Below are 13,935 nucleotides of genomic sequence, written 5' to 3'. Positions count from 1 at the left end.
GAATCACTTCCACATCATTGAAGCATAAGATCCTAATATAAGGATTGATGCAATCACGAGTGGTGTCGACAGAAAATATGCTCTTGCCGGCCCGGAGCGGTGTCTCGGGGGATGTCTTAGCTGCGGATGGGGGAGGGGACGCGGAAGTGCAGGAGACCTTCAATCACGCCATCGGCTTCTGCACGGCTGGCATGGTAGAAGAAGTCGGGATCGTCAAAACGGGCTTTCAATTCGTCCAGCCCGTTGCGCGGAATAATCCCGCGAATGCCCGGCAGCACGAACATGCCGCCGTCATTGCCGGTGTCGCCGGCAACAATGGCTTCATCCGGGCCAAAGCCCAGTCGGTCGCAAAGCCATGTCAGTGCTTGCCCCTTGTCGGCATTGGCAGGCAGGATATCGAGATCGCGATTGCTGGAATAGACCACCTTGACGGTCAGTCCCTCGGCTTCCAGACGTTTCTCCAGATCGCTCAGGCTTTCATTGCTTGCATCATGGAAATACCAGCTGGATTTGTGCTGGTGCTGATAGCGGGCGGGCTGACGCTCGATCCCGTCCATCGCGTCCAGCACGGCACCGATGGCGTCGACGTCGTAGCCCTCGCTTAAGGAGCGGGAATAGGCTGTGGAAAGTTCAGGCTGGTTTTCGGCCACCATCATCGTACCGACACCGCCAATGACGAAATCGGCTTGCGGCAAGCCTTCGCCAGCGGTGAATTCCAGAATGTCATCCACCAGCCGACCGCTGTTATAGACCAGCAGCGGTCGGGTGTCGGGCTCAAGCTCATGCCAGAAGGTGGAGAAGCGTGCGCTCGCCTCCCGGTCTCCCGCCAGAGTGCCGTCGATATCCGATGAGATCAGCCGAACAGGCTTCAGTCCCCGTCGTTCCATGGTTCTGCCCAATCGCTTTCGTCCAGGGCCTGCGCAACGGGCCGTCCTTCGACAAGCGCGATCAACTGCTGTGCAATCCCTGTCCAGGTGAACAGACTGCGTGCCTTGTGCGCACCCATGCGCGACAGACGGCCATAAAGGCGTGCATGCTTGAATGGCTTCATCATGGTGATGCCGAGGTCTTCCTTGTCGAACGTATCGGCAAAGAGCGCATGTCGGCCGTAGCTGATGGCACGGAACAGGCCGCCGTGAACGGTCACCACCGTCGGCGTGCCGCTGGCCATGGCCTCTATCGCCGTCATGCCGAAGGGTTCGTAGCGCGACGACAGCACGAACATGTCGGCGGCGCGGTAATAATCCGGCAGCTCCTCATCCGAGATAAAGCCGGAGAAACGAACCTGATCCTCGAGGCCGAGCTCTTTCACCTTGGCCGTAAGCTCGTCATAGATCTTCTGCTCGTGCTCATCCATGTTCTCGCCGCCCACGGCCAGATGCAGTCGCGCATCCGGAACGCGCTTGGCCATCACCGAAAAACCGTCGATCAGGAGGTCGTAGCCCTTGTTGGTCGCAAGCCGGCCGAGTGCCAGCACGACCTTGCCTTCAAAGCCAAGCTGGTTGCGGATCATCTGGCGCGATGCATTGGAGACCGGATAGAAGCGGTTGTCGTCATAACCCGGCGGGATCATGTGAACGCGGTTGCGCGGAACTTCGTAGTCTTCCATCAGCATATCGAGCTGGATCGGCGTGGTGGCCACAACCAGCTGACAGGTCCGGTAGATGATCGTCTCGTGCTGGATGCGTTCCTTGAAGTTGAACTCTTCTTCGAACTTGTCCGCCTTTTCGGGATAGTCCGTCTCCATCTGCCGTTTCTTCCAGAGGCCGACGGAGTGAGGCGTGTGGATGTGCGGAATGTTCAGCGCTTCAGACACGCGCTGACCGGCAACGCCGGCGTCCCAGTAGTGGCTGTTGATGAACATGTAATTCAGCTCTTCGCGCTTGATATAGCGCAGAGCCTTTTCACACCATTCGCCCAGATAGCGGTGCAGATATTCTTTCGGAATGAAATCCTTGCCGCCGCAGGGAATGCGGATGACGCGAACCAGCTCATCGACTTCATCGATTTCCGGCTGGTCTTCAAAGCGGCGGGTATAGATGTCGACCTTGTGGCCGAGCTGGGCAATTTTCTTTGCGAGTTCCAGAACGTACACCACTTGTCCGCCAGTATCTGCGGCGCCAAGGGGTGGATGAGCGGCAACATAGCCGTGCGTGGAGATGAGCGCGACGCGCGGCATCTCATTCAAGTCATTGTTGTGCAACATGATTTTCCCAAATTAGAAAATTCCTCCCGGGGAGGCAAGCCAGAAACGCAAAAAAGAAGGATTGGTTCCGTCTTTTGAGAATTTATTTGTTCGCATCTGCGAAGACACGACTGCTGTGCAAAGTCTGGCAAAGCCTTGTGACGCGGGAATGACGACCCGCGGGAGGCAATACTTCCCGTATTCGAACGCTATATTAGGCGCTTGTTATCGACGGGCGATCATGGGCTGAATGTGCATGCCGATGCAAGCCCGGACGGAGACTTAAGCTTTTGACTTGCTGAGAGACGGCGTCGCTGCCGCCCGCTCAGGCCAGAATGACGATATGCAGCGCGCGCGGTCCGTGGGCCCCCAGAAGAAGCGTCTGTTCGATATCGGCAGACCGCGACGGGCCGGTGACGAAATTGAGCGTGCGCGGCATGACGGCTTTGCCGTAGCGTTGGCGAAGTCGTGCGAATAGCGTCTCCATGTCACCGGCAATATCCTCAGCCTTCAGCGCCACGATGTGATGCTCGGGCAGGAAGGTGACGGTCACCGGATTGTCCGGCCCGGATAGAAGCGCCAGCGTTCCGGTCTCCGCAATCGCACCGAAGGCCAGACTGACACCGGCGAGGTCCTCGCCGTCCGATGCACCCTGTTTCACCTCTAGCGTCTTCTCCGTCGCCCAGTCCGCACGGGCCAACAGGCTATCGTCCCCGAGACGGATCGAGGCTGGAAGATTGTGGGATTTCAGGTAGTCGACGACATGGGCGGCCAAGGCCTCGATGCCGTCGATCCGCGCCGTGCTGGCATTGTATTTTTCCGCCATGGCAACAAACAGAGCAATGCGCTCATCTGTCGGCAATTGCCCGCGTTTGGGAATGACGCCAACGGGAGCCGATTGCAGACGCTCGGCCACGGCAGCGGCACGTGTCTCGTCATCGACCGTTGTGCGCAAGGATGAGCGGATCTTGGTGAGGATTGCCGATCTGCCATTCATGTCCGTCACTCCGTCTTGCCGTTGCGCGCCGCCCATTGCGCCAGGAAGGTACTGCCCTCCGGTGCCGGCAGGTCCCGATATTTCGTCCAGCCACCGGCAAGTGGCAGGCTGCGAAGCCGTTTGCTGGCGCCGCCCAGTGTAGACAGTGCCAGGGCGGCCATGGACGCTGCTGTGCGGTATAGCTTCGGATGCCGCGCCACAAAGGCCCAGGCCTTGATCCCGTAGCGGGCCGTGGCCGGCGTCAGATGCCGCTCGAATTCCTTTTCGCGCCAATGCCGCATCATCTTCGGCAGCGGAATATGCATCGGACACACGCTTTCGCAGCGCCCACAGAAGGTGGATGCATTGGGCAGATGCGCCGACTGCTCGATGCCGAACAGAGCTGGCGTCAGAACGGCACCCATGGGGCCGGGATAGACCGAGCCATAGGCGTGGCCGCCAACGGCATGATAGACGGGACAGTGGTTCATGCAGGCGCCGCAACGGATACAGCGCAGCATTTCCTGGAACTCGGTGCCGAGCATGGCGCTGCGGCCATTGTCGAGCAGGACCACGTGATATTCGCCGGGACCGTCCGGATCCGCCTCCCGCTTCGGCCCGGTGGAAAAGGTGGTATAGACCGACATGTCCTGGCCGGTGGCAGATCGCGCCAGCACCCGCAGGATCTGTGCGCAGTCTTCCAGCGTCGGTACGATCTTCTCGATCGAGGCCACCACCACATGCACCTTGCCCAGCGTTTGCGTCAGATCGCCATTGCCCTCATTGGTGACGATTACCGAGGATCCCGTTTCGGCGACCAGAAAATTGGCCCCGGTAATGCCGACATCGGCCTGGAAATAGCGCTTGCGCAGCACCCCGCGCGCTTCCGACAGCAGCGTTTCCGGAGCCGTCAGGTCGCGGTTCGGATCGAGATCCGTGTGGAACTTGCGGAAGTCTGCTTCCACCTGGTCCTTGTTGAGATGCACCGCCGGCGCGATGATGTGGCTTGGATGCTCGTGGCGCAGCTGGATGATATATTCGCCAAGATCGGTCTCCACCGGCTCGACGCCATTGCTTTCGAGGAATTCGTTGAGATTGATCTCCTCGGTGATCATCGACTTGCCCTTGGTGACAGTGCGGGCATTGGCCTTGCGGCAGATGTCGAGAATGATTTGGCGCGCGTCTTCTGCCGTCTCCGCCCAGTGCACATGGCCACCGGAGGCCGTCACCTTCTGCTCATAGGCTTCCAGATAGAGATCGAGATGGTCGAGCGTGTGGTTCTTGATGTCGCGACCGCGGTCGCGCAATTCATCGAATTCATCCAGCGCAGCGGCGGCCTTGGCCCGTTTTTCGATAAAACCGACCTCGACATTCTTGAGCGCCTTTTGCAGCTGCGGATCGTTCAGCGCGTTGACCGCATTGGCCTTGAAACTGGGTGAGGTGAATTCCATCGTGTCAGCCTCGCTTTCCCGAACCGGCAATCGGCGCATTGTCGGTCATCCCGGCCAGCACCTCGGCCACATGGCGCACAGCAATGGTCTTGCCCTCACGCTTCAGCTTGCCGGCCATGTTCATCAGACAGCCCATGTCGCCAGCCAGAAGCATATCCGCGCCGGTGTCTGTGATCGCCGTGGTTTTCTTCTCCACGATGGTGTTGGAAATGTCGGAATATTTGACGCAGAACGTGCCGCCAAAGCCACAGCAGACATCGCTGCCGGCCATTTCCTTCAGTTCCAGCCCCTCGACGGAAGAGAGCAGCTTGCGTGGCTGCTTCTGGATGCCGAGTTCGCGAAGCCCCGAACAGCTGTCGTGATAGGTCACGCTGCCATCGAGCTTTGCCTCGACATTGGAGATGAACATCACGTCGGTGAGGAAAGACACGAGTTCATGCACCTTGTTCGAAAAGCGCCGACAGCGTTCTTCCCATTTCACGTCGCCGGCAAATAGCTCGGGATAGTGTTTCTTCAGCATGCCGGCGCACGAGCCAGACGGTGCCACCACATAGTCGAACCCCTCGAACAGTTCGATCACCTGCTCGGCAATGGCGCGTGTATCGGCCTTGTCGCCGGTATTGTAGGCCGGCTGCCCGCAACAGGTCTGCGCCATCGGTACATGCACTTCACAGCCCGCCTGCTCGATCAGTTTGGCAGCGGCAAAGCCGACCGACGGGCGAAACAAATCCACCAGACAGGTGGCAAACAGGCCGACGCGGGGCTTGGTGACGGTGGTCGGGGCATTCATCGTTTGCTATTCCTTGTCTCTTCGGTCGGGTCATCCGCGCTGGCCATCTTGGGCCTTGACGACCCGCCCTGCCGGTTCAGCAGTCTCAGTTCAGCGATGCGGTCGCGCTGTCCGGCCCGCTCACTGTCTTCCGTTGCACGCATCACGAAGTCGATATGGGCTTGCGCTGCCGCCTTGGCGCGCTTGCCGTCGCCGGACAGGATCGCAGCATAGATGGCCTCATGCTGCTCCAGCAGAGCCTCGCCTGAATTGGAATGAGCGAATACGGCCTTGCGGTTGAAGAAGATCCCCTCGCTCAAGAGCCGGTAGCAGGCACGCAAGGTGTGCAAGAGGATGATGTTATGGGCGGCCTCGCCAATGGCGTTGTGAAATTCCACATCCGATGCCAGTTCCCGCTCGGCTTCGCCTGCCGCATGGGCTGCGCGCATATCGGCAATGATCCGCGAAAGCTGGGCCTTGTCGCCCTCTGTCGCGCGGGCGGCTGCAAGTTCGGCGGTCATGCCTTCCAGCTCGCGTCGGTATTCCAGATAATCGCGTGTCGCACGCGAATGGCGTGAGATGAGTGCGGTCACCGGCTCGGAAAAGATCTGCCCGATGATATCGGCGACATAGGTGCCGCCGCCATGCTGGCTGATCAGAAGGCCGCGGCTTTCGAGTGCCTTCAACGCCTCGCGCAGGATCGGGCGCGAGACGTCGAGCTGAAGGGCCAGATCCCGCTCGCCCGGCAGTCGGTCGCCATCGCGCAGCACACCGTCGAGGATCAGTTCCTCGATCTGCCGCACCACCTCGTCGGCTGTGCGGCTGTGGCTGACTTGCGTAAAAATCCCGCTTTGGCCCTGTTCCACCTGCTCCTCCATCGGCAAATGTCTAGCAACAGTCTCCACAACTGGTCAAATTAATTATCCAGTCTTGATCTGCCGGCAAGGCCCGCATCGGGGCGCTATGAGCGCGATACCCGCACTCACTCTTCCGGTTGCGGTTGTTTGCCTTTATGTCGTAACGGAATAGTCGCTTCCGCATCGCTATCTGAGGCGATCTCCAAAAACACCGATAAGGCAGGGTTCCACGCCGCCGATGGCAAAACAAAAGCGCGCAAAACTCGACAAGAACGGCCTCACCACTCTTGGCATCGACAAGCTGATCGAGATTCTTTTGGAAGAGGCCGGTGCCAACAAGGCGTTGAAGGCGAGGCTGCAGACGGCGCTGGCCGGCGAGAGCAGCCCTGAGGAAATGGCACGGCTGATCGACAAGCGCCTTGACCTGCAGGAGCAGGCGAAGACGCGGATATCGTCGGCCCGCGCCAAGGATCTGGCCGTCGAGTTTTCCGGTCTTGTCCGCAATATTCTATCGGAGCTCGGCAGTGTCGATGGTGCAGCTGCCGGTGAGCGCATCCTGCGGTTCCTCTCTCTGCGCTTCCGTATCTCCGCGCGGCTGGTCAATGACAGCGCCCGCCTTTGGAAAGTGTTTGACGATGCCGAGGGAAACGCGGTTCAACTGATCCACGGCCTGACAGCGGAGCAGCAGGCAGAACTCGTGCCCAGCATTGAAAAACTGCGAAGGCGCGATCGCTATGGCGAACATACCGGCTTTCACCGACAATTGGCCAAGGGCCTCGCAACGTCTGCGGCCGATCGATGGAAAGCCACGCTGTCGGAGGTCGTGGCCAAGGAGCCGGCAAAGCTCGGTGCGCTCGATATCCTGCAACTGATCGCCCTCAACACAGATGACGTCGATGGATATCTCGCGCTCGAACAGACCAAAGCCGAGAACCGTCGCGATACGCTGGTGGTTGCCCGCATGCTGCATCAGGCCGGTCGCCATGCGGAGGCGCTGGAATGGATCCGCATTCGCCCGCCGCAGATGCGGCTGTTGATGGTGCAGGGCATCGTCGCCAATGTCGGCCCCGAATATGAAGCCAGAGAGCGTCGGCTGCTGGAGGCCGATATTCTTGAGAGCCTCAAGCGACGCAGCGATGCTCAGGAGGTTCGCTGGAAGGAATTTGCCGAAACCTTCGATCCCGAGGTTCTGAAACTCTATCTGTCAAAACTGGATGATTTCGCCGAGTTCGAAGAGCTCGACAAGGCCCTGGCTGTGGTCACGTCCGGCGACGACATCTATTCGGCACTCGACTTTCTGGTGTCGTGGCCGCGCCTCGATCTGGCCGCCGATCTGGTCGTGCGCCACGCCGCGCGCTGGGATGGTCGCCATGACGATGTGCTGGCTCCGGCTGCCGAAGCACTGAGCGACCATAACCCGCTGGCCTCAACGCTTCTTTACCGCGAACTGGTCACCTATATCCTCAGGCGCGGCCTCGGCGACGCCTATGACGACGGCGCCAGTCATCTGATCCAGCTGGCGCGGATCGCGCCGCAACTGCCGCAAGACCTGTCGATCAAAAGCCATGGCGCGTTCCTCGAGGAACTGAGGCGTATCCACGTCAGAAAATACGAGTTCTGGAAGCTGGTGCCGCCGTTCCTGGCGTGAAACGGCGGCGACCTTTGATCCCGATCTTGGGTTAGTGCGACCGCTGCGCCGTATGACGGCGCCCCTTGCCGAGATCCGGCAGCAACACAGTCAGCAAACCCAGCAGCGGCAGGTATGAGCACAGATTGTAGACGAAGATGATGCCCTTGCTGTCGGCGACCACGCCCAGCACGGCCGCGCCGATTCCGCCGATGCCGAAGGCGAAGCCGAAAAACAGCCCGGCAATCATGCCGACCCGGCCCGGCACCAGTTCCTGGGCAAAGACGACGATGGCCGAAAAGGCAGAGGCGAGGATCAGCCCGATGATCACCGTCAGCATGATCGTTGGCCAGTAGCCGGCATAAGGTAGAGCCAGCGTGAAGGGCAGGGTGCCGAGAATGGAAAACCAGATGACGAATTTGGTGCCGAACCAGTCCACAATCGGTCCGCCTGCCACGGTGCCAACGGCGACAGCACCGAGGAACACGAACAACAAAATCTGCGCCTGCTGCACCGAAATGTCGAAACGTTCGATCAGGTAGAAGGTGTAGTAGCTCGACAGGCTGGTCATATAGACATATTTCGAGAAGATCAGCAGGGCCAGAACGGCAATGGCCTTGATGATCGTCTTGCGCGGAAGAACGAGTGGCGGCGTCGCGGCCGAGCGCTTTGCAATCGCAACCCGGTGATGGGAATACCACAGGCCCACGCGCCACAACACGATCATGCCGGTCAGGGCCGCCAGCGAAAACCAGGCGACGCTTTCCTGCCCGTTGGGCAAGACGATGAAGGCTGCAAGCAGCGGGCCGATTGCCGAGCCGAAATTGCCGCCCACCTGAAAGATGGATTGTGCCAGCCCGTGCCGTCCACCGGAGGCGAGCCGGGCAACACGTGAGGATTCCGGATGAAAGATCGCCGATCCGAGACCGACGGTCCCGGCGCCCAACAGCAGCACCCAATAGGAATGCGCGTAGGCCAACAGGACGAGGCCGATCAGCGTGCAGGCCATTCCGGCTGACAGGGAATAGGGCAAGGGCCGCTTGTCGGTATAGATGCCGATCAGCGGCTGGAGCAGCGAGGCCGTCACCTGAAAGACAAGGCCGAGCAAACCGATCTGGGCGAAATCGAGCGCGTAGCCGTCCTTGATCATTGGATAGAGGGCGGGGATCAGCGACTGCATCGTATCGTTCAGCATATGGCCGAAGCTGGTGGCCAGAATGATGCCGAAGACTATATTTTCGGGCTGATGGTCGTGATCTGTTGCGGTGTTCGCCATGTCGATGCTCCCTAGTAACGGCGATTGTCTATAACGGGATTTGCGTGCGACAACTTTCGTGTTTTGGTCTATCTTTTTCGCAAGTGGGCCAATTGCATGTGGGGGGAGATGTATGGTGACGAAGACGGTCGAGACCAGTGTATTTCGCGAGCGTCTGTCCGGCGTCGTTGGGCCATGGGGACTGACCCCGCCAGATCCGAAAACCTATGTCGCCGGCGAGCGGATTGCCCTGCATCGCCACGACTGCCCGCAGCTTCTCTATGCCCGTCAGGGCGTGCTGATCGCGGCAGTCGACAAGGCGCGCTGGATGGTGCCGGCCGGGCATGCCCTGTGGATCCCGGAAGGGGCCGAACACGCAGTCGAAATGCTGGTCAATGTCGATCTGATATCATTGCATGTGGTCCCGGATGTCATACCACATATGCCGGTCCAAGCGCGTGTGGTGGAGGTCAGCAGTCTTGCCCGGGAGTTGATCCTGGCGGCACTGGAAGCCGGCCCTGCGGGGATTGCATCGAACCGTATGGATCTCGTCATGCCCTTGCTGCTCGACGTCTTGTCGGCACTGCCTGAACGGGAGCTCGGCCTGCCCTTTCCCCGCGATCCACGTCTTGCCACCCTTTGTCGTGACTTTGTCAAGAAACCGACAGCCGATCTCGCCATCGACGAATGGGCGCGCACTCTGTCGATGAGCAGGCGCAGTTTCACCCGCTTCTTTCGCCGGGAGACCGGGCTCAGCCTCTCTCTTTGGCGTCAGCAGGCCTGCCTGTTCTCCGCCCTCCCGCGCCTTGCCGATGGAGAGGCCGTGACCAGTATCGCGCTCGATCTCGGCTATGACAGCATCGCCGCCTTCACAACCATGTTCAAGCGGATGATGGGCGCACCGCCACGCGCTTATGTGGGCGCGCGCAGGTCTGCGGCGTAAAGACTGCGATCACCGATCGCCGGTGGCTATAGCTCCCAATAGGGTGTCGGCCCGTAGAGTTCGGTCAGATAATCGATAAACAGCCGCACCTTGGCTGGCAAAAATTGCCGGCTCGGATAGATGGCCGAAACCGAGACATTCTTGGAACTTTCATAGGCCGGCAGCACCTGTCGAAGCCTGCCGTCTTTCAGCTCCGGGCCGATATCCCAGGTGGAGCGCAATGCGATACCGAGGCCCTCGATCACGGCCTCGCGGATGACCTCGCTGGAATTGGTAATGAGCCGCCCCTCCGGGCGAAAGCTGACGGCGCCGTCCGGTCCTTCCAGTCGCCACAGGTCGAAATTATGCGGCGGCAGGCAGATGTGACGCTCCAGATCATCGAGGTTTGCGGGCTCTCCATAGGCGGCAATGTAATCCGGAGCGGCGCACAGCACGCGCCGCACGGAGGCAAGTTTGCGCGCCACAAGGCTGGAATCGGTGAGCTCGCCAATGCGGATCGCCAGATCGAAGCCGCCGCCGACAATGTCGGTAAATTCATCCGATAGCACGAGATGAATCGTCAGCTCTGCATGCCGCTCCATGAAGGCTTTCAGATGCGGGGCCACATGCATGCGGCCAAAGGATGTGGGGGCCGAAACCTTAAGCGTGCCGCGCACTTCGGACGAGCGTCCAGCGGCAAAGGCTTCGGCGTCTTCAAGACCCGCCAGCACGGCGATCACCCGTTCGTGAAAGCCTTGGCCTGCTTCCGTCAGCGAGATCTGCCTTGTGGTCCGCTGCAACAGCCGCGTGCCCAGCCGCTCCTCCAGCCGCTTGATGCGTTTGGACACAACAGCGGGTGAGAGGCCGAGTTCGCGCGCGGCCGTCGACATGCTGCCGGTGGCAATCACCTGCGCGAAGACTTCGAGATCACCGAGATTGGTCATGATACCGCATTCTTTCCTGATTTGTCATAAGTGCATAGCATTTGCGCCTTTTGTCGCAAAGTGGTAAAAAATAAATACCAGTTGAAGTCAGGCGTGTTGGTGTATATTCGAAAACCAACTGGGGAGGCCCTGCCATGTCCGATGCGATTGCATTCCTTGAACCCGACCGGAAGGTCCTGTCGCGGCGCGCCGAGATCATTGGCGACCTCAAGGAGTTGCTCCCTCCGGAGCGGCTGATCCACGAGGCGTTGGAACTCACCCCGTTCGAGACCGATGGCTTCATTGCCTATCGTCGTCGTCCGCTGGCTGTTGCCTTGCCGGAAACCACCGCCCAGGCCGCAGCGGTGATGAAATATTGCCATCGATACAATATCCCCGTCGTCCCGCGTGGTGCGGGAACATCGCTGTCCGGTGGCGCGATCCCGCAGGAAGATGCCGTCGTCATCGGCCTGTCCGCGATGGCGAAAATTCTCGAAGTCGATCTGCCCAACCGCTGCGCCCGGGTTCAGGCCGGCGTGACCAATCTGGCGATATCCGAGGCTGTTTCGGCAGACGGTTTTTTCTATGCACCCGATCCGAGTTCGCAACTGGCCTGCACCATTGGCGGCAATATCGGCATGAATTCCGGCGGCGCGCACTGTCTGAAATACGGTGTCACCACCAACAACCTCCTGGGCGTCACCATGGTGCTGGTCGATGGCACCGTGGTGCAACTGGGCGGCAAGGCGCTGGATGCGGAAGGCTACGATCTCCTCGGTCTCGTTTGCGGCTCGGAAGGCCAGCTCGGTATCGTCACCGAGGCCACCGTGCGCCTGATCGCCAAGCCGGAAGGTGCACGCCCGGTGTTGTTCGGTTTCGATAGCTCGGAGGCCGCCGGTGCCTGCGTGGCTGATGTCATCGGCGAGGGGATCATCCCGGTTGCCATCGAATTCATGGACAAGCCCGCAATTGAAATCTGCGAGGCCTTCGCCCATGCCGGTTATCCGCTGGATGTCGAGGCTCTGTTGATCGTCGAGGTCGAAGGTTCCGAAGCCGAGATGGACGCCATGCTCGCCAATATCGTCGAGATTGCCGGTCGCCACGGCGTCAAGACCGTGCGCGAATGCCAGTCTGCCACGGAAGCGGCGCTGATCTGGAAGGGACGCAAATCCGCATTCGGTGCAACCGGACGCATTGCAGACTATATTTGCATGGACGGCACGGTACCGCTTGGCCAGCTTTCCTATGTACTCAAGAAAACCGCCGAGATCATTGCCCGTTACGGGCTGCGCTGCGCCAATGTCTTTCATGCCGGCGACGGCAACATGCATCCGTTGATCCTCTACAACATCAACGACCCCGAAGATGCCGCCAAGGCCGAAGCCGCAGGCATGGACATCCTGCGCCTGTGCGTCGATGCTGGCGGCTGTCTCACCGGCGAGCACGGTGTCGGTATCGAAAAGCGCGACCTCATGCGCCATCAATATTCCGAGATCGACCTTGCCCAGCAAATGGCCATCCGCTCCGCCTTCGACGAAGCCTGGATCCTGAATCCGTCCAAGGTGTTCCCGCTGGAGGGGAGGGTGTGATGCAGGGGATTGCGAAAAGCCGCCGCAGGCCGGACCGTATGGCGCCTGAGATGAAAGAAATCGCGCAATGCTGATCCCCAACACCGAAACCGAAGCCGCAGACATCGTTCGCGCGCATGCAGACACTGCCGCAGCGCTGGACATCGTCGGCAATGCGACGCGCGGTGCAATCGGCAATCCGGTCGAAGCCGATCAAAAGCTGTCGTCGCGCGGGCTGACCGGCATCGTTTCCTATAATCCGGCCGAAATGGTGCTGTCGGCAAAGGCCGGCACGCCCATATCGGAGATAGAGGCGGCGCTGGCTGAGGCCGGCCAGATGATGGCCTTCGAGCCGATGGATCATTGCGGTATCATGGGCACATCCGGCGAGCCGACGATTGGCGGTGCATTTGCCGTCAATGCCTCCGGTCCACGCCGTATTTCGGCGGGAGCGGCGCGCGACAATCTTCTGGGCGTGCGTTTCGTCAACGGCATGGGCGAGTGCGTCAAGGCTGGCGGGCGGGTGATGAAGAATGTCACAGGCCTCGATCTGGTCAAGCTGCTGGCCGGTTCGCACGGCACGCTCGGCTTTTTGACCGAGGTAACCTTCAAGGTTCTGCCCGTTCCAAAATATTCCGTCACCATCGTCCTTTCCGGTCTCTATGAAGACGCGCAGGCAGCCGCTGTCATGGCAACCGCCCTTGGACTTCCGGTCGAAGTGTCGGGTGCCGCCCATCTGCCGGTCATGGTCTCGCCGCATCATCTGGATGGTAGCTTGCCGGAAGGCCCGGCAACCGTGTTGCGGCTGGAAGGTCTGGAGGCCTCGGTGCTGGTGCGGGCTGAAAAGCTGGAAAAGGCCATGGCAGGTTTTGCTCCCGTCTCGCGCCTTGGACCAGACGATACGGAAACGCTCTGGCGCGAAATCCGCGATGTGAAAGCCTATAGTGACGGTACGGAAAAGCCTCTCTGGCGTGTCTCCATGGCACCGACCGAGGGCGCCAAACTGGTCGCAAGGCTGAGGCTCGAGGCGGGCATCGATGCCTTTTACGATTGGCAGGGCGGGCTGGTGTGGATGCGTATGGATGCCGATCCTGAAGCCGATTCACTAAGGCAGATGATCAAGGCATTCGGTGGAGGCCATGCGACACTCATGCGCGCACCCGCAGCCCATCGAGACGGCATTTCCGCCTTTCAACCGCTGGCGCCGGCTGTGGCGCTGCTGTCGCAGCGTGTGAAGCAGAAAGTCGATCCCGTCGGCATCTTCAGCCCGGGGCGAATGGCCAGAGGAGAAGGCGCGTGATGAAGTCGATGTTACGCACGCGATTCCCAGGCCTGAGAGCTGGATCATCTGATTTTGCTGCAGCGACAGTCGCAGATGGCCTTGGCGCCGCCTGCCGTTTCG

The 13,935-nt window shown here is 60.2% G+C and carries 12 protein-coding genes; 4 read left to right on the top strand and 8 right to left on the bottom strand.

From position 1 onward, the window contains the following. Positions 1–116: 116 nt before the first annotated feature. From ACWPM9_RS16860 to ACWPM9_RS16835, 6 genes are all read right to left on the bottom strand, one after another. Positions 117–887 (bottom strand): HAD-IIB family hydrolase, encoded by a 771-nt coding sequence (locus ACWPM9_RS16860; RefSeq protein ID WP_484755904.1) that lies wholly within the window; start codon positions 885–887, stop codon positions 117–119. Beyond that, entirely contained in the window at positions 869–2,206 is a 1,338-nt protein-coding gene (locus tag ACWPM9_RS16855; RefSeq protein ID WP_484755903.1) for a glycosyltransferase family 4 protein, read from the bottom strand. Before ACWPM9_RS16855 ends, ACWPM9_RS16860 begins: the two co-directional genes overlap by 19 nt. A 304-nt stretch (positions 2,207–2,510) precedes the next feature. Beyond that, positions 2,511–3,182: a LutC/YkgG family protein gene (locus ACWPM9_RS16850; protein ID WP_484755902.1), complete on the bottom strand. Its 672-nt coding sequence runs from the start codon at positions 3,180–3,182 to the stop codon at positions 2,511–2,513. 5 nt (positions 3,183–3,187) lie between these two features. Continuing rightward, positions 3,188–4,612 (bottom strand): LutB/LldF family L-lactate oxidation iron-sulfur protein, encoded by a 1,425-nt coding sequence (locus ACWPM9_RS16845; RefSeq protein ID WP_484757670.1) that lies wholly within the window; start codon positions 4,610–4,612, stop codon positions 3,188–3,190. Between the two features lie 4 nt (positions 4,613–4,616). Beyond that, a complete protein-coding gene (locus tag ACWPM9_RS16840) occupies positions 4,617–5,402 on the bottom strand; it encodes a (Fe-S)-binding protein (RefSeq protein ID WP_428185756.1) in 786 nt (261 codons plus the stop codon). Continuing rightward, a complete protein-coding gene (locus ACWPM9_RS16835) occupies positions 5,399–6,247 on the bottom strand; it encodes a FadR/GntR family transcriptional regulator (RefSeq protein ID WP_428185755.1) in 849 nt (282 codons plus the stop codon). Before ACWPM9_RS16835 ends, ACWPM9_RS16840 begins: the two co-directional genes overlap by 4 nt. A 229-nt stretch (positions 6,248–6,476) precedes the next feature. Between ACWPM9_RS16835 and ACWPM9_RS16830 the strand changes: the two genes are divergently transcribed. Beyond that, positions 6,477–7,886, top strand: coding sequence for a DUF6880 family protein (locus tag ACWPM9_RS16830; protein ID WP_484755901.1), 1,410 nt, complete (start codon positions 6,477–6,479; stop codon positions 7,884–7,886). A gap of 31 nt (positions 7,887–7,917) precedes the next feature. Here ACWPM9_RS16830 and ACWPM9_RS16825 read toward each other — a convergent pair whose 3' ends face one another. Continuing rightward, entirely contained in the window at positions 7,918–9,141 is a 1,224-nt protein-coding gene (locus tag ACWPM9_RS16825; protein ID WP_484755900.1) for an MFS transporter, read from the bottom strand. Positions 9,142–9,253: 112 nt separating this feature from the next. On the opposite strand from ACWPM9_RS16825, the gene ACWPM9_RS16820 reads away from it, so the two are divergent. Next, positions 9,254–10,063: an AraC family transcriptional regulator gene (locus ACWPM9_RS16820; protein WP_484755899.1), complete on the top strand. Its 810-nt coding sequence runs from the start codon at positions 9,254–9,256 to the stop codon at positions 10,061–10,063. A 26-nt stretch (positions 10,064–10,089) separates the two neighbouring features. Here ACWPM9_RS16820 and ACWPM9_RS16815 read toward each other — a convergent pair whose 3' ends face one another. Further along, positions 10,090–10,986 (bottom strand): LysR family transcriptional regulator, encoded by an 897-nt coding sequence (locus ACWPM9_RS16815; RefSeq protein ID WP_484755898.1) that lies wholly within the window; start codon positions 10,984–10,986, stop codon positions 10,090–10,092. A gap of 134 nt (positions 10,987–11,120) precedes the next feature. Here ACWPM9_RS16815 and ACWPM9_RS16810 point away from each other — a divergent pair, with 134 nt between their 5' ends. Beyond that, positions 11,121–12,554 (top strand): FAD-linked oxidase C-terminal domain-containing protein, encoded by a 1,434-nt coding sequence (locus ACWPM9_RS16810; protein ID WP_484755897.1) that lies wholly within the window; start codon positions 11,121–11,123, stop codon positions 12,552–12,554. Between the two features lie 67 nt (positions 12,555–12,621). Next, complete coding sequence (locus ACWPM9_RS16805) at positions 12,622–13,833, top strand: FAD-binding protein (protein WP_484755896.1); 1,212 nt, start codon at positions 12,622–12,624, stop codon at positions 13,831–13,833. Positions 13,834–13,935: the final 102 nt, after the last annotated feature.

It is taken from the genome of Agrobacterium sp. H141 (assembly GCF_057158725.1).
This window is presented reverse-complemented; position numbering and strand designations above follow the sequence as displayed.

Coding starts and splice junctions, on each gene's coding strand:
- ACWPM9_RS16860 (WP_484755904.1), bottom strand. CDS start 887: ATGGAACGACGGGGACTGAAGCCTGTTCGGCTGATCTCATCGGATATC.
- ACWPM9_RS16855 (WP_484755903.1), bottom strand. CDS start 2,206: ATGTTGCACAACAATGACTTGAATGAGATGCCGCGCGTCGCGCTCATC.
- ACWPM9_RS16850 (WP_484755902.1), bottom strand. CDS start 3,182: ATGAATGGCAGATCGGCAATCCTCACCAAGATCCGCTCATCCTTGCGC.
- ACWPM9_RS16845 (WP_484757670.1), bottom strand. CDS start 4,612: ATGGAATTCACCTCACCCAGTTTCAAGGCCAATGCGGTCAACGCGCTG.
- ACWPM9_RS16840 (WP_428185756.1), bottom strand. CDS start 5,402: ATGAATGCCCCGACCACCGTCACCAAGCCCCGCGTCGGCCTGTTTGCC.
- ACWPM9_RS16830 (WP_484755901.1), top strand. CDS start 6,477: ATGGCAAAACAAAAGCGCGCAAAACTCGACAAGAACGGCCTCACCACT.
- ACWPM9_RS16825 (WP_484755900.1), bottom strand. CDS start 9,141: ATGGCGAACACCGCAACAGATCACGACCATCAGCCCGAAAATATAGTC.
- ACWPM9_RS16820 (WP_484755899.1), top strand. CDS start 9,254: ATGGTGACGAAGACGGTCGAGACCAGTGTATTTCGCGAGCGTCTGTCC.
- ACWPM9_RS16815 (WP_484755898.1), bottom strand. CDS start 10,986: ATGACCAATCTCGGTGATCTCGAAGTCTTCGCGCAGGTGATTGCCACC.
- ACWPM9_RS16810 (WP_484755897.1), top strand. CDS start 11,121: ATGTCCGATGCGATTGCATTCCTTGAACCCGACCGGAAGGTCCTGTCG.
- ACWPM9_RS16805 (WP_484755896.1), top strand. CDS start 12,622: ATGCTGATCCCCAACACCGAAACCGAAGCCGCAGACATCGTTCGCGCG.